This window comes from Bacteroidales bacterium (assembly GCA_035342335.1).
In the GTDB taxonomy this organism is placed as follows: domain Bacteria; phylum Bacteroidota; class Bacteroidia; order Bacteroidales; family JAGONC01; genus JAGONC01.
In genome coordinates, this window is record DAOQWY010000014.1 from 26,856 (window position 1) to 47,159 (window position 20,304).

General features: G+C 49.6%; 18 protein-coding genes. 12 read left to right on the forward strand and 6 right to left on the reverse strand.

Annotation, left to right across the window (positions count from 1 at the left end; genetic code table 11):
- The first annotated feature begins 185 nt into the window (after window positions 1–185).
- The gene (gene ispG, locus PKI34_08350; protein HNS17816.1) at window positions 186–1,838 is read left to right on the forward strand and encodes a (E)-4-hydroxy-3-methylbut-2-enyl-diphosphate synthase; all 1,653 of its coding nucleotides are present in this window, start codon (window positions 186–188) and stop codon (window positions 1,836–1,838) included.
- A 68-nt stretch (window positions 1,839–1,906) separates the two neighbouring features.
- Here the strand turns inward: ispG and PKI34_08355 are convergent, their stop codons facing one another.
- Window positions 1,907–3,094, reverse strand: a complete 1,188-nt coding sequence (locus PKI34_08355) for a class I SAM-dependent methyltransferase (GenBank protein ID HNS17817.1) — start codon at window positions 3,092–3,094, stop codon at window positions 1,907–1,909.
- 137 nt (window positions 3,095–3,231) lie between these two features.
- Between PKI34_08355 and PKI34_08360 the strand changes: the two genes are divergently transcribed.
- The gene (locus PKI34_08360) at window positions 3,232–4,038 is read left to right on the forward strand and encodes a methyltransferase domain-containing protein (protein ID HNS17818.1); all 807 of its coding nucleotides are present in this window, start codon (window positions 3,232–3,234) and stop codon (window positions 4,036–4,038) included.
- A gap of 7 nt (window positions 4,039–4,045) precedes the next feature.
- Window positions 4,046–6,637: a glycoside hydrolase family 2 TIM barrel-domain containing protein gene (locus PKI34_08365; GenBank protein HNS17819.1), complete on the forward strand. Its 2,592-nt coding sequence runs from the start codon at window positions 4,046–4,048 to the stop codon at window positions 6,635–6,637.
- Here the strand turns inward: PKI34_08365 and PKI34_08370 are convergent.
- Window positions 6,623–7,276, reverse strand: a complete 654-nt coding sequence (locus PKI34_08370; protein HNS17820.1) for a SprT family zinc-dependent metalloprotease — start codon at window positions 7,274–7,276, stop codon at window positions 6,623–6,625. The two genes, PKI34_08365 and PKI34_08370, sit on opposite strands and share 15 nt — an antisense overlap.
- A 133-nt stretch (window positions 7,277–7,409) precedes the next feature.
- On the opposite strand from PKI34_08370, the gene PKI34_08375 reads away from it, so the two are divergent.
- Window positions 7,410–8,639, forward strand: coding sequence for an aminotransferase class V-fold PLP-dependent enzyme (locus PKI34_08375; GenBank protein HNS17821.1), 1,230 nt, complete (start codon window positions 7,410–7,412; stop codon window positions 8,637–8,639).
- Window positions 8,640–8,728: 89 nt separating this feature from the next.
- On the opposite strand, the gene PKI34_08380 is transcribed toward PKI34_08375, so the two are convergent.
- Genes PKI34_08380 through PKI34_08390 form a run of 3 tightly spaced genes read right to left on the reverse strand, consistent with a single transcriptional unit; the run spans window position 8,729 to window position 14,160 of the window.
- Window positions 8,729–10,066 (reverse strand): TolC family protein, encoded by a 1,338-nt coding sequence (locus tag PKI34_08380; GenBank protein ID HNS17822.1) that lies wholly within the window; start codon window positions 10,064–10,066, stop codon window positions 8,729–8,731.
- Complete coding sequence (locus tag PKI34_08385) at window positions 10,044–13,118, reverse strand: efflux RND transporter permease subunit (protein HNS17823.1); 3,075 nt, start codon at window positions 13,116–13,118, stop codon at window positions 10,044–10,046. Before PKI34_08385 ends, PKI34_08380 begins: the two co-directional genes overlap by 23 nt.
- Before the next feature lie 19 nt (window positions 13,119–13,137).
- Window positions 13,138–14,160, reverse strand: coding sequence for an efflux RND transporter periplasmic adaptor subunit (locus PKI34_08390; GenBank protein HNS17824.1), 1,023 nt, complete (start codon window positions 14,158–14,160; stop codon window positions 13,138–13,140).
- Window positions 14,161–14,329: 169 nt separating this feature from the next.
- Between PKI34_08390 and PKI34_08395 the strand changes: the two genes are divergently transcribed.
- From PKI34_08395 to cobO, 5 genes are all read left to right on the forward strand, one after another.
- Window positions 14,330–15,034, forward strand: coding sequence for a superoxide dismutase (locus tag PKI34_08395; protein ID HNS17825.1), 705 nt, complete (start codon window positions 14,330–14,332; stop codon window positions 15,032–15,034).
- Between the two features lie 278 nt (window positions 15,035–15,312).
- Window positions 15,313–16,038, forward strand: a complete 726-nt coding sequence (locus PKI34_08400; protein HNS17826.1) for a CDP-alcohol phosphatidyltransferase — start codon at window positions 15,313–15,315, stop codon at window positions 16,036–16,038.
- A complete protein-coding gene (locus PKI34_08405) occupies window positions 16,031–16,438 on the forward strand; it encodes a GtrA family protein (protein HNS17827.1) in 408 nt (135 codons plus the stop codon). The genes PKI34_08400 and PKI34_08405 overlap by 8 nt, the downstream gene beginning before the upstream one ends.
- Window positions 16,439–16,533: 95 nt before the next feature.
- Window positions 16,534–16,974, forward strand: a complete 441-nt coding sequence (locus PKI34_08410; protein HNS17828.1) for a DUF134 domain-containing protein — start codon at window positions 16,534–16,536, stop codon at window positions 16,972–16,974.
- On the forward strand, window positions 16,971–17,492 hold the full coding sequence (gene cobO, locus PKI34_08415; protein HNS17829.1) for a cob(I)yrinic acid a,c-diamide adenosyltransferase: 522 nt from the start codon (window positions 16,971–16,973) through the stop codon (window positions 17,490–17,492). Before PKI34_08410 ends, cobO begins: the two co-directional genes overlap by 4 nt.
- Here cobO and tsaA read toward each other — a convergent pair.
- Entirely contained in the window at window positions 17,489–17,989 is a 501-nt protein-coding gene (tsaA, locus tag PKI34_08420; protein ID HNS17830.1) for a tRNA (N6-threonylcarbamoyladenosine(37)-N6)-methyltransferase TrmO, read from the reverse strand. The genes cobO and tsaA overlap by 4 nt on opposite strands.
- A 266-nt stretch (window positions 17,990–18,255) precedes the next feature.
- On the opposite strand from tsaA, the gene PKI34_08425 reads away from it, so the two are divergent.
- From PKI34_08425 to PKI34_08435, 3 genes are all read left to right on the forward strand, one after another.
- A complete protein-coding gene (locus tag PKI34_08425) occupies window positions 18,256–19,035 on the forward strand; it encodes an MBL fold metallo-hydrolase (GenBank protein ID HNS17831.1) in 780 nt (259 codons plus the stop codon).
- Between the two features lie 264 nt (window positions 19,036–19,299).
- Complete coding sequence (locus PKI34_08430; GenBank protein ID HNS17832.1) at window positions 19,300–19,659, forward strand: DUF5320 domain-containing protein; 360 nt, start codon at window positions 19,300–19,302, stop codon at window positions 19,657–19,659.
- A 190-nt stretch (window positions 19,660–19,849) separates the two neighbouring features.
- The gene (locus tag PKI34_08435; protein HNS17833.1) at window positions 19,850–20,131 is read left to right on the forward strand and encodes a hypothetical protein; all 282 of its coding nucleotides are present in this window, start codon (window positions 19,850–19,852) and stop codon (window positions 20,129–20,131) included.
- Window positions 20,132–20,304 lie beyond the last annotated feature (173 nt).

Here is a 20,304-nt window from a genome sequence, read left to right on the forward strand (position 1 = left end):
AGGTAGTACAAAGCGATGAGGCTGCTTCCGGTTTGGGGCAGCCTCACGGCTTATGGTGAGGAGAGAGGAGAGAGGAGAGAGGAGAGAGGAGAGAGGAGAGTTTTGATGTAATTTTACAGGTGAATGCTTTTAGGGCTGACAACAATTTTTATATGAGCTTAAACCCCTGTAAATCAGATGATGGCTTGTCTTCCCCAGTCCGGTTCAGGACAAGAGAGGTGATGGTCGGGGATATCCCAATGGGCGATGCTCATCCCATCAGGATACAATCGATGACCACTGTCCCGACAATGGACACGGGACTGACCGTCAAACAGATTATCCGGCTGGCCAGGGCAGGCTGTGAATATGTAAGGATCACAACCCGGAATGTACAAGAAGCCGAAAACCTGGCGGCAATAAAGAATGAACTGAGGCAGAGAAGATATGCCACTCCGTTGATAGCGGATGTTCATTTCAATCCGTCCGTGGCAGAAACAGCAGCCCGGATCGTTGAAAAGGTCAGGATCAATCCCGGCAACTTCTTATCCGACGACAGAATCACTCCGGATGCAAGCGAGGAACGGATCAGCGAGCTGATCCGGGAACAAATCAAGCCTTTGATCCGGATCTGCAAAGATCACGGGACCGCTCTGCGCATTGGCAGCAACCATGGCTCGCTCTCGGGATGGATCATTGACCGATACGGCGATACCCCGCTGGGCATGGTGGAGTCGGCGCTTCAGTTTGCCAGGATTTGCCGCAGTGAAAATTTCCACAACCTGGTGATCTCCATGAAATCCAGCAATACGAGGGTGATGGTCTATTCCAACCGCCTGCTGGTTCAACGGATGATGGCAGAGGGGATGGATTACCCCGTTCATCTTGGAGTGACTGAGGCCGGAGAAGGGGAAGATGGCCGGATCAAATCGGCCATTGGCATTGGTACACTCCTCAGGGAAGGGATCGGGGATACGATACGGGTGTCGCTGACAGAAGAGCCGGAAAAGGAGATACCGGTGGCTGGTTTGATTGTCAGGTCGGCGGTCGGCGGTCGGCGGTCAGCGGCTTGTACCGGGGAAAGCATAGACCAGGGACCAGCGCTCAGAGGTTTGACTGAATACCTGAGAAGGGAGACGCTGCAGGTGGGTGACTTGGGCGGAGGAAAGGTTCCCGTTGTGGCGACGGATGAACCTTTACCGGGTCAGGTCATCACGGTTAACCCAGGTGAGCTGACGGAAGCGTTGATCTCCAAAATGAAAAAAGATCCTGCTGCCGTTCTGATTGCCACCGGTGATTTTGATAGCGGTCCTTCAGCTCTGCGGGCTTTGTTTATGAAGCTGAATGAATCTCATTGCCTGGTACCGGTCATCATCAGGATACGCTATCCCCAGTTGGAACCGCAGGAGCTGCTGATCAGGAGCTCTATGGATTTCGGTGGGTTACTGATCGACGGACTGGGCGACGGGATCTGGATCGATGCGGAAGGAAGGCCCCGTGATGAAATCAATGCATTATCCTACGGCATCCTTCAGGGAAGCCGGTGCCGTTTTTCCAGAACGGAATTCATCGCCTGTCCATCCTGCGGAAGAACCCTTTTCAATATCCAGGAAACGCTGCACCGGATCAAGGAACGGATGGGTCATCTGAAGAACCTGAAAATTGCGGTCATGGGCTGCATCGTCAATGGTCCAGGCGAGATGGCCGACGCCGACTATGGTTACGTGGGTGCCGGCCCCGGTAAAGTTACGCTCTACAAAGGCAAAACCCTTATCCGGAAAAATGTGGACCAGAAGGATGCCCTCAATGCACTGGAAGAACTGATCAGGTTAAATGGGGACTGGATGGATATCCGATGAACGATTAACCGAACTCTGATCTCTGATTTATTTCAGATTTATATCCCAAATCAAATATCCGTTAATCGTCAATCTGATATCTTTATTGCCATTCCCTTCAGATACATTCCCTCCGGGAAACTGAGCACGACCGGATGATCCGGTGCCTGGGTGAGCCACTGCAGGATACGAGCTTCCTTACCGGCATCCAGTGCTGCGTCAGCCACGATTTTACCGAACAGCTCGCGGGTCACCAGACCGGAGCAGGAGAAGGTAACAAGCGTTCCGTTTGGACGTAATAATTTGAATGCCAGTAGGTTAATATCTTTATATCCCCGACTTGCCTTTTCAAGCTGGCTCCGGGATTCGGCAAATTTTGGCGGATCAAGGATGATCAGGTCAAACGACCGGGCTTCATCACGGAACAATCTGAGCCTGTGAAAGACGTCATCTTCGATGAAGGTTGCCCGGGATGCATCAAGATTATTGACGGAAAGGGTTTGCCGTGCCAGCTGGAGTGCCTCGGCCGAAGTTTCAACGCTGCAGACCGAAGCAGCACCTCCCGCCAATGCAGCCGCCGTGAAACTGCCTGTATAGCAAAAGCAATTCAAGACATCCCTGTTCTCGCTCAGCGAGGCAACGATGGATCGGTTGACCGACTGATCGAGGTAAAAGCCGGTCTTGTGGCCTTTTTTCACATCGACGGGATAGGTCAGGTCATTGATATTTATGTGTACCAGATCCGGGGGTTGCTGACCCGCAAGTACGCCAGCCTTCGGAGCAAGCCCCTCTTTCAGCCTGACCTCCGCATCTGAACGTTCATAGATGCCCCTGCAGGGGATCAAAGCTTCCAGGATCCGGACAATGGTATCCTTCCAGCGTTCAGCCCCTGCAGAAAGAAACTGGCAAACCATGAAATCGCCGTATTTATCGATGATCACACCGGGCAATCCATCGTTTTCAGCATAGACCAGCCTGCATGCTGCGGACAGGGAACCGCCGTATAGTAGTTGCCTGTAGAGGATGGCCTTTTTAAGACGTCTTTGAAAAAAAGTTTCATCCACCTCTTCCACGGGATCAAAGGTCCAGATGCGCACGATGATCTGGGATGCGGGGGATATCGCTCCCCTGGCAAGCCATTTCCCTGAGGAGGAGACGATCTCCATGGTTTGGCCCGGCTCGGCCGCTTTGTCGATTTTTCCCACTGCTCCGGAAAAGATCCACGGGTGCCGGCGGAGAACGGATCGTTCACGGTCTGGCTTGAGGTGAAGAAGCATGGGGAGGGTTATTTCATTTCACGGGAAATGTGTAAATATATAGAAAATATCCCGTAGCAATGAACATCCTTCATTCTTCATTCTTCATTCTTCATTCTTCATAATAAAACCGTAATTTCGTTATTCTATTGATCCATATGCAGGAACGGCATAAAAACAAGGAGCAGTATTTTCAGGAACAGTCCTATACCACCCGGAAATACGTCATCCCCTTCATCCAGGAATGCTGTCCATTGAATGAGCGGACCCGGGTGCTGGAGATCGGGTGCGGGGAAGGTGGCAACCTGAAGCCTTTCCTCGACATGGGCTGCCAGGTGACGGGAATTGAACTTTCGGAAAGCAAGATCCAACTGGCCCGGTCATTTCTTGATCATCCGGATTATAAGAACAGGCTCCGCCTTATTGCAGAGAATATTTACAAAGTGCATGACCCGACCGTAAAAGCGGATCTGATCATCCTGAGGGATGTGATCGAACACCTTCCCGGCCAGGAGCAGTTTATGATGCACGTGAAACTGTTCCTTTATCCCGGCGGCAGGATCTTTTTTGCCTTTCCACCCTGGTATAATCCCTATGGAGGGCACCAGCAGGTTTGCCGCAGCAGGATTCTCAGCCGCCTGCCCTATTTCCATTTGCTGCCTTCTTTTCTTTACAGGTTTATCCTGAAGGTTTTCGGCGAAAGTGAAGGGACCATCCAGGGGCTGATGGAAATCAAAGAGACCGGCCTGTCCATTGAGCGGTTTGAACGAATATTGAAAAAGAAACACTACAGCATAGAAAAGAGGCAGCATTACCTGATCAACCCGAACTATGAAATCAAATTCAAGCTGAAACCCAGGAAGCAGAACAGGTTCATTGCGGCGTTACCTTTTGTCAGGGATTTTCTGACCACCTCGGGTTATTACCTCGTATCTGCGGATAAGAACACCTCTTACCATAAATAGTCAGTGAATGAGAAATTTGATTTTACTTCTGATGACTGGGATGTTTTTGGCATCCTGTTATCCGAAAAGGGATGCTGCTGACCTGATCCGTCTCGGGCTGGACCAAGGCTGGGAATTCCGCCAGGCGGATACGGGCAAATGGATGCCTGCGATGGTTCCCGGAACGGTCCACACCGATCTTCTGGACAATAACAGGATCGAAGACCCTTTTTACCGTTTGAACGAAAGGCACCTGCAATGGATCGATAAAACGGACTGGGAATACAGGACCAATTTCAAGGCTGACCCGAACATACTCCGGAAAGACAATCTGGATCTCGTTTTTGAAGGACTGGACACGTATGCGGAGATTTACCTGAATGACCAGCTCATTCTGACAACAGACAATATGTTCAGGACCTGGAGAGCCGGCTGTAAAGACCACATTCGGAAAGGAGATAATTCACTCAGGATCAGGTTCTTATCACCTATTAACGAAGGTCTGAAAAAGCTGCGGGCCCACGGTTATCCCCTGCCTGCCTCCAACGACCAGTCAGAAACCGGGGGCGTTGGCGATCAGAGGATAAGTCCATTTGTCAGAAAGGCACCGTATCATTTCGGGTGGGACTGGGGTCCGCGGCTGGTGACCTCCGGCATCTGGCGTCCTGTCAGCCTGGAAGCGTGGGACAATGTCCGGATCAGGGATCTGCAAGTCCTGACTAAGAACCTTGAACCGGATCAGGCTGATCTGGAGGCACAGTTTAACGTTCTTGCCGTTAAAGAAGTTCAGCTGGATGCCAGGATCTATGCTGACAGTGTACTTATCCGGGAAGAGACCCTTGCGCTGGTACCGGGAGAGAATCCCGTGAACATTGCTTTCACCATCCCGAATCCCGGGCTCTGGTGGCCCAATGGCCTGGGTGATCAGAAGATCTACGGGATCAAAGTCGTGCTGGGCCGGGGATCAGAAATGGCCGGTGAAGCTGAGACAACCACCGGTCTGAGGACCCTCCGCCTGGTACAGGATCCGGATCCGGACGGCAGTGGCAAAAGCTTTTACTTTGAGATTAACGGAGTACCTGTTTTTGCAAAGGGGGCCAATTACATACCGAACGATGTCTTTTTGACGCGTGTCACTCCTGACAGGTATGAATATATGGTAAGTTCGGCGGCCGAGGCCAACATGAACATGCTTCGTGTCTGGGGAGGAGGGATTTACGAAAATGATCTTTTTTACGATCTGTGTGATCAATACGGGATCATGGTGTGGCAGGATTTTATGTTTGCCTGTTCGATGCACCCGGGCGATGATGATTTTCTGGAGAGTGTCAGGCTGGAGGCTACCGATAACGTAAAACGGTTGCGCAATCATCCTTCGATTGTCCTCTGGTGCGGCAACAATGAAATTGAGACAGCCTGGGCCGAATGGGATGAAAACAGGGGATGGGGATGGAAACAATTGTATAACCGCGAACAGCGAACGGCGATCTGGAAGGCGTACGATACGCTGTTTCACAAGATACTCCCTGATGTCGTGGCCACCTGTGATCCGGAAGTGCCTTACTGGCATTCGTCACCATCGGCGGGATTGGGAAAGCTGGCCGGATACGATACGAAATCAGGCGACATGCATTACTGGGGGGTGTGGCATGGCCAGCATCCCTTCAGCGATTTCAGGAAGTACCGGGCCCGGTTCATGAGTGAATATGGGTTCCAGTCGTTCCCGGAATTCAATTCGGTGAAGAAATACACCCTGCCGGAGGATCATTCGATTGAATCGGAAGTGATGATGTCGCACCAGCGCAGTGGCATTGGAAACCTGCGTATCCGGCAGTACATGGACCCAGATTATCGGATCCCATCGGATTTCGAACCATTCCTGTATGTCGGTCAGCTGCTGCAGGCGGAAGCCATTAAAATGGCCATTGAAAGCCACCGGTCCGACAGGCCCTACTGCATGGGAACCCTCTACTGGCAGATCAATGATTGCTGGCCCGTGGCATCCTGGTCGGGCATCGATTATTATGGCCGTTGGAAAGCATTGCATTATTTCGTCCGGGAGGCATTCAAACCGGTTGCCCTGGTGATGGATGAACAGGAGGGGAACGTAAGGGTGCATATCGTTTCAGACCTTCCTGAAACGCAAACGGCCATGCTCGTAATGAAGATCATACGTTTTGACGGCCGGGAGCTGTGGCGGGAATCGTTTCCTGTTCATTTTCCGGCACAGTCCTCGTCCCTCTGTTTCGAAAAAGATATCCCGGGGTTGGACACGGCCACTTGCGTGATGGTTGCCACCCTCAGCAGCGGAGGCATCGTTTATGATTCCGGCCTTCACTATTTCGCACGGCCAAAATTCCTGAAACTTGGCGATCCGGAATTGACAGTGGAAATAAGCGATACAGATAATCTCTTCGAGGTCACACTTACCTGTAAAGCGTTGGCAAAGAATGTTTTTCTGACAACTGAAGGGGTTGAGGGACAGTTTTCGGATAATTTTTTCGATATCCTCCCTGGGGATCAGAAAAAGATTACATTTCCAAAATCAGGGACGCTGGCAGAGTTTAAGGCTCGGCTGAAGATCATGCATCTTCAGCAAACCGCATCAGTATTCCTTTAGAATCCTTTTTCTTTCCTTATAATCCGGCAGGATGGAGGCAACCTTATTCCAGAACCTTTGTGAGTGGTTCTTTTCAACGGTGTGGCACAACTCATGGACCACAACATAATCGATCACCGTTTCAGGGGTCAGGATGAGACGCCAGGAGAAGCAGAGCCGGTTGGCCGGGCTGCAGGATCCCCATCTGGTCCGGGCACCGGTGACCGTGATGCCGGTATGCCGGAATCCATATGTTTCGGCATAGTGGCGGACACGTTCCGAAATGGTCCGGAGTGTTTCGTGGGCATACCAGTATATCATAGCCCGCTCAGGATTGGCCAGGTACCGCTCGGGGAACAGGATGTGATTATCGTTCAGATGGATGGAGCGCTCGCTGGAGGTGATGGTCAGCGGATACTGCTTTCCTTTGTACCGGAACAGCTCTCCATCCTTGAAAGGATTCATTCTGTGGACATCCTGTCTTTGTTGAACCTGCTGAAGCTTTTTAGTGATCCAGCTCCGTTTGTGTTCGACCAGGGCTTCAATTTCGGTCATGGTTGCTTGCAGGGGAGCACGGACGACCAGGCGTGCATCGCGGGTGATGATCAGGGCGATGGTATGGCGGCGGGAACGGATGATGCGGGAGATGGGAATCTTCATTAACACCAAAAGTATCTATTTTATCGTATATCTATACAAATCTATAAGGCCCGTAGGGCATTAATATGAGTAGAAAACGGAGAAATCATGATTTTTTCCCTATTTTCGTCATATTATACAATTTGAAGATACCATGCCCCTTGATCTTGATTTTATCCGCAGCCAGTTCCCCGCCCTGGATGGTAACTGGATCTATTTTGACAACGCCGGCGGAACACAGACAGCCCGGCAGGTGGGCGAACGACTCACCGATTACCTGTTCCATACAAACGTCCAGCTGGGTGCCTCCTACAGGATTTCAGAGCTGGCAGGTCAGCGTGTGAAGGATGCACAGGCTGCCTGGGCAAAATGGATCCACGCACAGGACCCATCGGAGATCATTTTCGGCCCCTCAACCACCCAGTTGCTGCAGAACCTTTCGAAATCATTCAGCCTGGCCTTCCAACCCGGCGACGAGGTGATCGTCACCAACTGCGACCACGAAGCCAATATCGGCCCCTGGAGATACCTGGAACGTTTTGGGATCATCGTGAAAGAATGGAAGATCAGCCCGGATGATTTCCGGCTGCACACCGAAAGCCTTCAGCCTCTGCTGACAGAAAGGACACGCCTGGTAGCCTTTACCCATGTTTCCAATATTCTCGGGACGATAAATCCTGTCAGGGAATTGACGGCTTTTATTCACGAACATGGTGCGATGGTATGCGTGGATGGCGTGGCCTATGCACCGCACCGGAGCATTAACGTAACGGACTGGGATGTTGATTTTTATGTTTTTAGCCTGTACAAGGTCTATGGCCCCCATTATTCCTTGCTTTATGGTAAAAGGAAGCACCTGGAGGCATTGCCCGGGATCAATCATTTTTTCATTCAGGAGGATGAGATCCCTTATAAACTGCAACCGGGAAATGTCAACTTTGAGCTGACCTTTTCCCTGACGGGGATCCTTGATTACTTTAACCTGGCCGCATCCCATCATAACGGAATGAATTCGGTGAATACCTGTTTTCCTGATGCCGTGTTGTTTGATCAACTTGCCCGGCAGGAGGAGGAACTTGCTGCTCTTCTCCTGGATTTTCTCTCATCCCAATCGGGCATCCGCATCATCGGTGAAAAAACTTCAGACAGATTTCTCCGTGTTCCGACCATTTCGTTCATTTCTGAAAAGATACGCAGCGATCGGGCAGTCGTTCAGGTCGATCCTCACCGGATCGGGATCCGGTACGGCGACTTTTACGCCCACCGCCTGATCCGGGATCTCGGTTTACAGGAGAGAAAGGGAGTGATCCGGGTGAGTATGGTGCATTATAATACGGTCGGGGAAGTCAGAAAGCTTATTGGGGCATTTGAGCGAATTTTATAAGTAATGATTTACGAACAGAGGAACACAGATCTTTGATTTCTGACCTGAATTCAAAGATCAAAACTGAACACTCCTCTGTTCGTCATTCATTACTTCCCATCAAGCATTTTCGAAAGTTCTCCGCTGATCCGAAGCAGGTCGGTCTCGGCTTTTTTGGCGAGAAACTGTGAAAGAAGCAGCTGATACTGTGCATCAATGTACTTTTTCTGGATCTCGCGAAGGTCAATGTCGTTGATGGTACCAAGCCGGTATTTTTCAAAGGCCACCTCGAGGTTCTTCCGGGCAACATCCTGGTTGATCCGCTCAATCTGAACAATTTCCAGCTGGGTGAGGTAATCCGTGTAGATTTTGTAAAGGTCGTTGGCAATGGTCAGCTCGGTGTCCTTCACCAGGTACTCATTCGTATTGATCGATAGTTTGGCATTCTGGACAGTCCGGTTCACATTCAGGCCATCGAAAATGGGATACGACAGGGAAACGCCGAGCGATGGCCCCAGGCTGTGGCTGTATTCAGCAAAACCGGTTTCGGAGTTGATCTGGTTGTACGTGTATCCTGCATTGAAATTAAGCCGTGGATAACGTTGAGAACGTGCATCCTTTAATTCAAATGAACTGATATTCAGATTATTACGTGCTATAAGCAATTCGTTGTTCTGTCTCAGGGCTCTGGCTAGCAAGTCATCGTATAAGAGGGGCCCCGACAAGGTGATTGAGTCGGTGAGGATAAACGTATCCAAAGGATCCAGCGCCATCAGCCGGTTCAGGTCGGCCATGGTTTGTTTCAGTGCCGACATTTCCCGGATCAGGTTGATACTGTCGGTGTTCATATCCACTGTTGCCTGCAGAAGCTGCATCTCCGATCCGGCTCCCAGGTCGATCTTGGCGCGCGTTATGTTTCTTCGCTCCCTTGAAAGATTGAGGGCGTCCTGCATCACGGCGATCAGTTTCTGTTGCTGGATCACCCCGAAGTAGTTTAGAATGATTGCGGAGACCGTATTTTCCATGGCGACGCGGACCTCAGTCCGCCCGGTGCCTTCCAGGATCTCGAGCATGTCTTTGTTGGCAAACATGCTCAATCCGTCGAAGAGTGTCCAGGATAGCTGTACCCCTGTGTTCAGCGACCGGTTCCTGGCATTGTCGATATCTTTCACTGTGCCATTGAACATTTCCTGGTGAGTGCTGGTGAACGTATTGTTCTGGGTACCGCTCAGGTTCACAAGGGGCAGGAATCCGGCATTCCCATAAGTGTTGTTGTTGCTGGCAACCTGGGCATGGTTTTGTTGTATGATGATCGAATAATTGTTTTTCAAGCCGGTTCCAACAGCCTGGTATAAGCTCAGGGATTGCTGGGCAGCGCCGGTAAGCCAGCCGGTGAACGACAGCAGAAGGATCAACAGGAGGTTTTTAGCTTTCAATCGTGGTAACATGATCGGCTTTCTTGATTTTTCTGGACATATAGGTATACAGTGCCGGGATCACAAAAAGGGTCAGGATGAGCGAAAAGACCAGTCCTCCGATGATCGTAATCCCCATGGGAACGCGGCTGTGGGAAGCTGCTCCCAGCGACAGGGCAATGGGAAGGGCGCCCAGCGCGGTGGCCAGGCTGGTCATCAGGATGGGCCTCAGGCGGCGCGTGGCTGCATCGATCACCGCTTCGCGGAGCTCCAGACCTGCTGCCTTTCGCTGGTTGGCAAATTCGACGATCAGAATGCCGTTCTTGGTTACGATCCCGATGAGCACGATGACACCGATCTCGCTGAAAATGTTGATCGTCTGCCCGAACATCCACAGCGAAAGTACGGCTCCTGCCACTGCAAGCGGCACCGTAAACATGATGATCAGGGGGTCGATGTAGCTTTCAAACTGGGCGGCCAAAACCAGGAAGATCAGGACCAGGGCCAGTACGAAAGCGAATAAAAGACTTTTTGAACTGTCCTCGTATTCTTTGGATGTGCCTGCCAGTGCTGTCGAAAAGGATGGATCCAGTGTTTCTTTCGCGATCCTTCTCATCTCCTCGATTCCCTGGCCCAGGGTAACGCCCTTGGCTGGTTGGGCCGACACTCTGGCTGAAACATACCGGTTGTAACGGTAAAGCTGGGGAGGGTTGCTTTGCTCGGAAAGTTTTACCACGTTATCGATCTGGATCAGTTCATTGCGGTTGTTACGCACGTAGATCGAAGTGAGATCAAGGGGTTCGCTCCTGTTTTCCCGCGTTGCCTGCCCGATCACCTGGTATTGTTTGTTGTTCATGATGAAATAACCATACCGCTGGCCGCTGAAGTACAGCTGGAGACTTTCAGCCACATCCCGAACATTGATTCCCAGGGCCCTTGCCCGGTCACGGTCGATCTCTACGGCGATCTCAGGTTTTGTGAACTGAAGGTTGATATCCACCACCTGGAATTTTGGACTGGTCTGTGCCATTTCCATGAATTCAGGGATGATCGTTCTCAGTTTTTCAAAATTGGGCGACTGAATCACAAATTGCACCGGCAATCCTCCTCCGCGGCCTGCCCCGATGGTTTGTTCCTGTGTGGCAAATGAGCGGGCGAAGTTAAACCTTCGCAGCACAGGACCCAGGTCGTCAACGATTTCCTGCTGGGTTCGTTCCCGATCAGAGGGATCCGTCAGTGTTGCCCGGATAAAGCCGTAATTGGTGGAAGAGGCCGAACCCCAGCCCGGTGCCGTCATTGCCAGCATCGCTTCTTTTTCAGGAATGGAGTCGATGATGGCCAGCATTTGAAGCATATAATCATCCATCAGCTCAAACGAAGTGCCTTCAGGTGCGGTACAGCTGACGCTAAAGCGGCTTTTATCTTCCAGGGGGGCAAGTTCGGACGGGATCAAGGCGCCGATACCCAGGATGAGGGCTGCTGAAACGGCAATGATCACCAGGGCCAGCCACCGGTGGCGGATAAATTTGCGGAGGGCAAGATTATAGCCGTTGATGAAGCTATCGATCCACTGTTCCGTCTTCAGAAACAGTCCACTGTGTTTAACATTTTTTCGCAGCAGGCGTGAGCTCATCATGGGTGTGAGTGTCAGCGAGACCACCGCGGAGACCAGAACAGTCCCTGCGACTACCACGCCGAATTCCCGAAATAACCTTCCTGTCAGTCCGCTGAGAAAGATGATCGGCATGAAGACTGCCGCCAGGGTGACGGTCGTGGAGATGATGGCAAAATAGATCTCTTTGGCTCCCCTGTGACCTGCTTCGATGGGAGGGATACCCGATTCCACCTTGTGATAGATGTTCTCCAGCACCACGATAGCATCATCCACCACAAGTCCGGTAGCCAGCACGATCGCAAGAAGGGTCAGTATGTTGATGGAGAATCCGGCTATATACATGATGAAAAATCCGCTGATCAGTGAGATCGGGATGGCGATCACGGGGATCAGGGTGGTTCGCCAGTTTCTGAGAAAGACAAAGATTACCAGTACGACCAAGGCAAAGGCGATCAGGAGGGTATCAAAGACCTCGGTGATGGCTTTACGAATCGTTTTTGTCGTATCCATGGCTATTCCCAGCCTGATGTCGGAGGGCAGGTCAACTTTGATCTGTTCTGTCCTTTTGTAGACCTCGTCGGCAATGGCAATCTGGTTTGCACCTGGCTGAGGGACGACGGCAACACCGACCAGGGGGATCCCGTTGTTGCCCCGCATGATGGTCCGTTCATTTTCAGGAACCAGTATGGCATGACCGATGTCACGGAAACGCACCAGGGACCCGTTGGATTCGCGGATGATCATATTATTGAATTCTTCAGGCGTGGTGAGCCGGCCCTGCGTCCGGATGACCATTTCGGTCCGGTATCCTTCGATGCGGCCGGAGGGTAACTCCACGTTTTCCCTTGTCAGTGCATCCCTCACATCCGAGGGAGTCAACCGGTAACTGACCAGAAGGGCAGGGTCCATCATCAGCTTGATGGCGTATTTACGCTCCCCCCAGATTCGGACCTCGCTTACCCCCGGGATGGTCTGGAGCCTTTCCTTGAATACGATGTTGGCAATATCCGAGAGCTCCATCAGGTCACGCGCACTGCTCTGCAGGGTCATCAAGAGGATGGGTGAGGCATCGGCATCTGATTTTGTAATGATGGGGGGGTCGCAGTCCTTGGGAAGGTTCCGGCTGGCACGTGAAACACGGTCACGTACATCGTTGGCAGCCGCTTCCATATCCACCCCCAGCTCAAATTCGACCGTAATGCTACTGCGGCCATCGCTGCTGGTGGAGGTGAGCGACCGTATGCCGGCCACTCCATTGATCGATTCTTCCAGGGGCTCGGTGATCTGTGACTCGATCACATCGGCATTGGCACCCACATAACTTGTTGAAACCGAAACGACAGGAGGATCAACGCTCGGATATTCCCTTACCCCTAAAAAAGTATATCCGATGATGCCAAACAGGATAATGACGATCGAAATGACACTTGCCAGTACGGGACGATTGATGCTTAAGGATGAGATATTCATGGCCGCAGGAAGTTGAAGGTCAGAAAGACTCCTGTATACGCACGCTTACCCGCATGTCATTCCTCAGCTGCAATATACCGGTGGTGATCACCGTATCACCCGGGATCAGGCCTTCCGGTACCTGAACCTCGTAATCCGTACGAATCCCGGTAGTGACATACTGCGTTCTGACTTTACCCTCCCTGCATAGGAATACCTTTTCTCCCCTGATATCCGGGATCAGCGCTTCGGAAGGAACAACCAGCGCATCCGTGACGGTCTGCAGGATGATCTCCACTTTGGCAAATGCACCCGGAACAAGTTTATTCTGCGGATTAGGACACTTCGCTCTGACCGTGAATGAGCGTGTCAGAAGATCAATCCGGGGTTCAAGGGCATAGATGATCCCCTCAAAGGCATTCTCCGATCCGGCAACCGAGAATTTCACTGCAGAGCCCTTGTGGATATAATTGATGTATTTTTCAGGAATGGTAAATTCGATCTTGATGGGATCCGTTTGTTGCATCCGTGCAACCACCAGGGAAGGAGAGGCATACCCGCCTGTGCTGACATAGCGCAGCCCGATGTAACCGCTGAAAGGCGCATAAATGGAGGTTTTCGCGATCTGCGACCGCACCAGCTCAATTTCAGCCTCGACAACACCCAGCTGGTTCTGGGAGATCTGGTACTCTTCCTCGGTGACAGCTTTGATCTCCAGAAGTTTTTGCTTTCGGTAAAGATCATCCTGTGCCAGTTTTTCCTCCAGTTGCAGCTTTTTGAGCTGTGCCTGCAGCTCTGAATCGTCAATTTTCACCAGAAGGCTTCCCCTGCTGATAAATGAACCCTCTTCAAAGTGAATGGCGATGACACGGCCTGAAGTCTCCGGCCTTACTTCCACTTCTTCATTGGCCAGCAAAGAACCGGTGGTGGTTATCTTTTGCTCCAGATGCCGGGGTTGAACGATGACCGCCCTTACTTCGACAGGGCGGACAGAGGTTCCGGCTGAGGACACAGGTGAAGACTCCTGTTTGCACCCCGCCGTCAACAAAAATAACAAAACCATAAGAAATATGGGCGTTACGCTGCGCAAGACATTCATAATCAAATAAGTAAGTGATAGATATTCTCAACCACCGGAGTTGAATCGGGGGGACGAAGTTACGAATTTGTTCAAACCGTTGAACAATGCTCAACATAAATTGTTATATAACTGTTTAAATATGAATTTAATCATGAAAGCAAAATCAATTTTAACCTTACTAATGTTCATAACGACCATGACAGCACACATTTCATCATTCAGCCAGAAACTTACAGCCCAAAGCGGGAAAGCGGGCTTTGAATTCCCCTCATTGCCTTACAGCTACGATGCCCTGGAACCATTCATTGATAAAATGACGATGGAGATCCATTACACGAAACATCACCGTGCGTACTACGATAATTTTTTGAAAGCCATCGCAGGAACGGATTGGGAAAGCAAGTCGCTCAAGGATTTGTTTGCCAGTGTCAGCAAGGCACCGGCAGCGACCCGGAACAACGGCGGAGGATATTACAATCATATCCTTTTTTGGGAGAATATGGCCCCGCAGGGGCAGGGAGGCCAGATGTCGGCAGCGTTGAAAATGGCGGTTGAGGAGGCGTTTGGTAGCGTCGAAGAATTCATCAGGCAGTTCAATGATGCGGCTAAAGGGCGTTTTGGAAGCGGCTGGGCCTGGCTTGTGAAAGATGATCAGGGTAAGTTGTTCATCAGTTCCACGCCTAACCAGGATAATCCGTTGATGGATGTCGCTGAAAAAAGAGGAACTCCCCTGCTGGCACTGGATGTGTGGGAACACGCCTATTATCTGAAATATCAGAATCGCCGGCCCGATTACATTGAGGCGTTCTGGAACGTTGTGAACTGGAATGCCGTCAATGAGCGGTTTGGAAAATAAGGATTGCAGAATCCCTATTTTTAAAGGCCCTTTCACCCAACCGGTGAAGGGGTTTTTTATTATACAGCGGTACGATTGAAAAGATTCATAACTTTGTTTGTGGATATGGGAGTAATCAACCCCAAGGATTTTGATTCTCTGTCTCCTCTGTTCAGGAGACTAAGGGGACACAGGCAGGCAAGGTACGTCCTGCGGAAAGTCGCCTTAGATGAGATCAACCTGGTTTATGATAGTTCAGGGACCCTTCCTGTATATTATATCCCCAAAATGAGAGCTTCATGAAATTCACCCATGGAGAGACCAACACTTTACTGAAGAACAGTGAAGCCCTGGAATCCATTGCCCGCGACAGGACCAGGACGAATCTCCTCTGGCCCCTTGAGCGGCAGGCGATCGCCTTCTGGGTGCAGCGCATCCCTTCCTGGATAAGCTCTGACATGCTCACAGCCATAGGTTTTCTGGGAAATCTACTCGTTTTCGTAAGTTACCTCCTGGCAGCTTACATCCACCCATACTATCTTCTGCTCGGTGTTGCCGGTTTCCTGACCTGCTGGTTTGGCGATTCACTGGATGGAAGGATTGCCTATTACCGCAACAAACCCAGGAAATGGTACGGGTTTTCACTGGACATTATCATTGATTGGATCGGCATTATCCTTATCGGACTGGGATATATCATATATGCCGAAGGAATATGGGAACTTCTGGGATATGGTTTCGTGGTTTTATATGGCTGGGAAATGATCATCGCCCTGATCAGGTACAGGATCACCGGAAAGTATTCCATCGATTCCGGACCCCTGGGACCAACAGAGGTCAGGATCGTCCTGTCAGCCATCCTGGTGGCCGAGGTGATCTTTCATGGCTCCATCCAATACTCAGCGGCGGCTATCAGTGTCATTCTGTTGATTGTCAACATCACGGATACAGGAAAGTTATTGAAGACCGCTGACGCGAAGGATGTAACAGAAAGAAAACAGCTACATCCTAAAGAAAATGATTGAAAAACTGGTTGTTTTCACAAAAGCTCAGCTTTCTGCTTTTCTGGGAGGTATGGTTGATTACCTCATCATGATTCTCTTTACCGAAGTTTTTCATTTTCATTACACCGTTTCCATTGTCATCGGTGGTGTTGTGGGGGCGGTCGTCAACTTTACCATCAACAAGAAATGGACCTTTCATTCGAGGACGGTTCCCTATAAGCATTCGGGCTGGCAGCAATTATTGCGGTTTACGCTGGTCGTGCTGAACAGCATTTTGCTCAAGGCATCAGGAACCTATCTCATTACAACATTCCTGAAAACCTACTATATCATCAGCCGAATGCTCTTTGACCTGTCCGTCTCCCTTCTTTTCAACTATATGCTTCAACGGCACTGGGTCTTTAAAAACAAACGGTCTTGACGTAATTTCCCCGGAACATTCTTTTGATAATGAACTTTTGTTCGATTGAATGGTTAACTTTGCACAGATAAAACTATCTGTTCAAACTTTTTCCTATGCCTAACCGGAAAAGATACAGGAGGGTGATGATGCCTCCGATGATGGAAGGATACAAACCTTTTGGCATCCCCCTGCGTGAGTTAAAATCCGTGGTTCTGTTTTACGAGGAGTTTGAGGCATTACGGCTCATGGATTACGAAGATTTAACCCAGGAAGAAGCGGCCCTGAAAATGGGAATTTCACGCCCCACGTTTACAAGGCTCTATGACCGGGCCAGGAAAAATATAGCCAAAGCATTTGTGGAGGGTAAAGCCATCCTCATCCAGGGAGGAACATTCATTACGGATGATTTCTGGTACCGTTGCCCCGACTGCAACGAAACAATGGTAACCATGAAACCGCTGAGGCATTGCAGAAGATGTGATTCGGACAATATCTTCCTTTTGAACAGGAAAATGAAGCGCTCCCCGGAGCCACCAATGCCTTCTGAAAAATGAACACCAGGGGATACATTCAGGTATATACAGGCAACGGAAAGGGTAAGACAACGGCGGCTCTCGGCCTGGCGATCAGGGCAGCCGGGGCAGGCAAGAAAGTGTTCATGGCCCAGTTCGTTAAAGGCAGACCTTATTCGGAACAGGAACTGATTGAACAGCACCTGCCCCAAATTACCATTCGTCAGTACGGCCTGGGGTGTTTCATTATCAACAACCCCACACCTGACGACATCCGAGCCGCACGGGAAGGATTGACAGAGGTTGAAAAAAAGATCGCCTCCGGAGATTATGACCTGATCATCCTGGATGAGGCTACCATTGCCCTTTATTATAACCTTTTCAGTGTGAACGAACTGATTCGGGTCATCCAATCAGGATCCGTGGAAACGGAAATCGTGTTAACAGGAAGGTATGCACCAGCCGAACTGATCCAGATTGCCGACCTGGTGACGGAAATGAAAGAAGTGAAACACTATTTTTCCCGGGGAGTGGAAGCAAGAAAAGGAATTGAATATTAACCATCCTCACCCTTGCTGTTAAAACGACCGTCGTTCCTTGCCGTAGGTAGTTGATCCCATACAGTCGCATACCATCCGGTTTTTAGATTTTTAATTAATTCAAAAGCAGGTATATATGGTTTAATGTCCAACAAAGGTGTGCCATTAAGAATATCCACATTTGCAATGTGAAGAATATTGTTATGGATCGAAATCAGTTCCACGACTGACAATCCGATCGAATTTGGCCTGTTGGGTGCCCGTGTGGCAAACAGCCCCCGTAGCTGATCATCCAGGAAAGGGGTCACTTCCAACTTGTAACCACGGGACATGTGAAAATGATACAAAAGGATGAGGTGGGAGAATCCATCCAGGTCCTTTATTCCGGCAGTGAATTCCGGATACAATTCGATCGTGCCAATGACGCCTGGAGCGGACGACGGCTGGATGGGCATTCCGGTTAGGGTTTCATAAGGAGTATAGATGATGCCGATCGGTTGGTAAATGATTTTATCCATAGGCGGGAACTGATAAAATTGGAGCATATAAATTTACAAATTCTCTGATATTGCTGGCTCAAAACTTCATTTGAGAAAGAAATTCGTAAGAAAATGAATAACTGAAATGAACCCAAGTTCACTTTTTGTTATCTTTACGAAGTTTCAGTGAAGGTTAGTACCACGTAAGGCACTGCAACGAAAATTTTTTTTATCCGGCACTCTTCCTGCAGCATCGAAAAGTTGCCCTGAAGGGGGCCATGCGTCTTACCTCAGAAAATATGGAAATGGTCATTACAATTCTGATCGATGACAATCCAGGAGAGCATTCTCCAGGAGAGCATGGGTTATCTTACCTGATTGAATACGATGGGGTTCGGTTGCTTTTTGATACAGGGCAAAGCGATCTGTTTTTAAGGAATGCTCTGACCATGGGCATTGACATGACCGCGATCGATATCATTGTACTCAGCCATGGCCACTATGACCATGGTAATGGACTTTGCTGTCTTCCAGGCGGGAAATTGGTATGTCATCCGGGGTGCTTTGTGAAAAGATACAGGAAATCAGACAATTCCTATATTGGATTAAATTGTGGCGAAGACGAAATCAGCATTAAATTTGAGCTGTTGACAACAGCAACTCCGTGTAAAATAAGTAAAAAAATATTTTTTCTTGGAGAGATACCCCGTTTTACCGATTTTGAATCAAAAAGAACACCCTATATCCTTGAAGGTGGCATCCCCGACTTTATAATGGACGACAGCGCCATTGCCCTGTTGCTTCCCCACGGAGTGTTCGTTGTTACGGGTTGCGGCCATGCCGGGATTGTCAATACACTGGATCATGCAAAGGAAGTGACCGGTGATAACAGGGTGTACGGCATCCTCGGAGGATTTCACCTGAAAAGGAACGACAGGCAAACAAAAGAGACCATCAGCTATTTGATGAAGAATGATGTCAAACACGTTTATCCGGCGCATTGTACTACTCCACCCGTTCGTTCGGTTTTTCACCAGGTTTTTAAAACCAACCTCCTTAAAACGGGTGATGTGTTAAGGTTTTAATGTACCCCACCCCTGCACCCCTCCCCTGCCAGCAGGGGTGGGGACGGGGGAGGGGTAAATGGGTAAATTCTCTGGGGCTTGCCCCGGAATTAAGGTTCAGGGCTTGCCCTGGAATTCATATCAGTAATTTAAAAAAAATTGAATTAAATGAACATAAGTTCATTTAATGTATTATCTTTGTAATCGTAAAGTTTAAAACACGAAGTTGAAAGATAGACCGATTTACGGGAAACAAAGAGGTTTAACCATTAAAAACAAACAATTATGCCACGAGGAGATCGTACCGGCCCCATGGGACAGGGTTCCATGACCGGAAGAGAACTTGGATTTTGCGCGGGATATGACACGCCCGGGTATGTAAAAGGCGGCGGAATGGGAAGGGGTTTTGGCTTTGGAGGGAGGAGATTCAGAGGAGGCCGTGGATGGGGAGGAGGATGGGGCAGGGCTCAATCTTACGGGGCTTCTTTCCCCGGATACGCCGGAAATCTATACAGGGATCGTGCCCTAAGCAGGGAGGAAGAGATCCGAATGCTGAAAGCGGATGCAGATGCGCTCAAACGAGAACAAAAGGAGATCGAAAAGCGGTTGAGTGATTTGGAGAAGGAGACGGAAACGAAAAGCTGAACAAGCGTGATCGCTCCTGTAAAACGATCAGAGAAAGGTTTTTTTCCTCAGTAATATTTATGTTGTCATTATCCCATGCGTTACTGGGAGTTTGGTGATTTTTTGGCAGGATCAGGTTGGAGCGGGACAATATTGTTGCCAGGTTGAACCATGCCGGTGAATACATTCTGGATTTATATGAACATGATGAATGAGCAGAGTAATCCATTTGCCGGGGAAAGGATCTGTCAAATCATCAACAATAGAGGCTCATAAGGTTATGGCAAAAACAGCACCATTTGATACGTATATTTCTGAATACGAACAATGGTTCGATGATCATCGTTTTGTGTTTTTATCCGAGCTTGAAGCATTACGTAATGTTCTGCCTGATACTGGCAGAGGTGTTGAAATTGTTATTGGGAGCGGAGTCTTTGCTTCTCCGCTTTGGGTATTACGGAGGGATGTGATCCTTCAACCAGGATGCGGGTAAAAGCCCTTAAGCGGGAAATTACATGTCATTGATGGTATTGCCGAAGACCTTCCTTATCAGGACGAAATTTTTGACTTTGAATTGAGGGTAATAACCATTTGTTTTGTTGACGATCCGCAACAATCCATCCGTGAAGTTCACCGTATTTTAAAATCAAATGAGGTGTTTATACT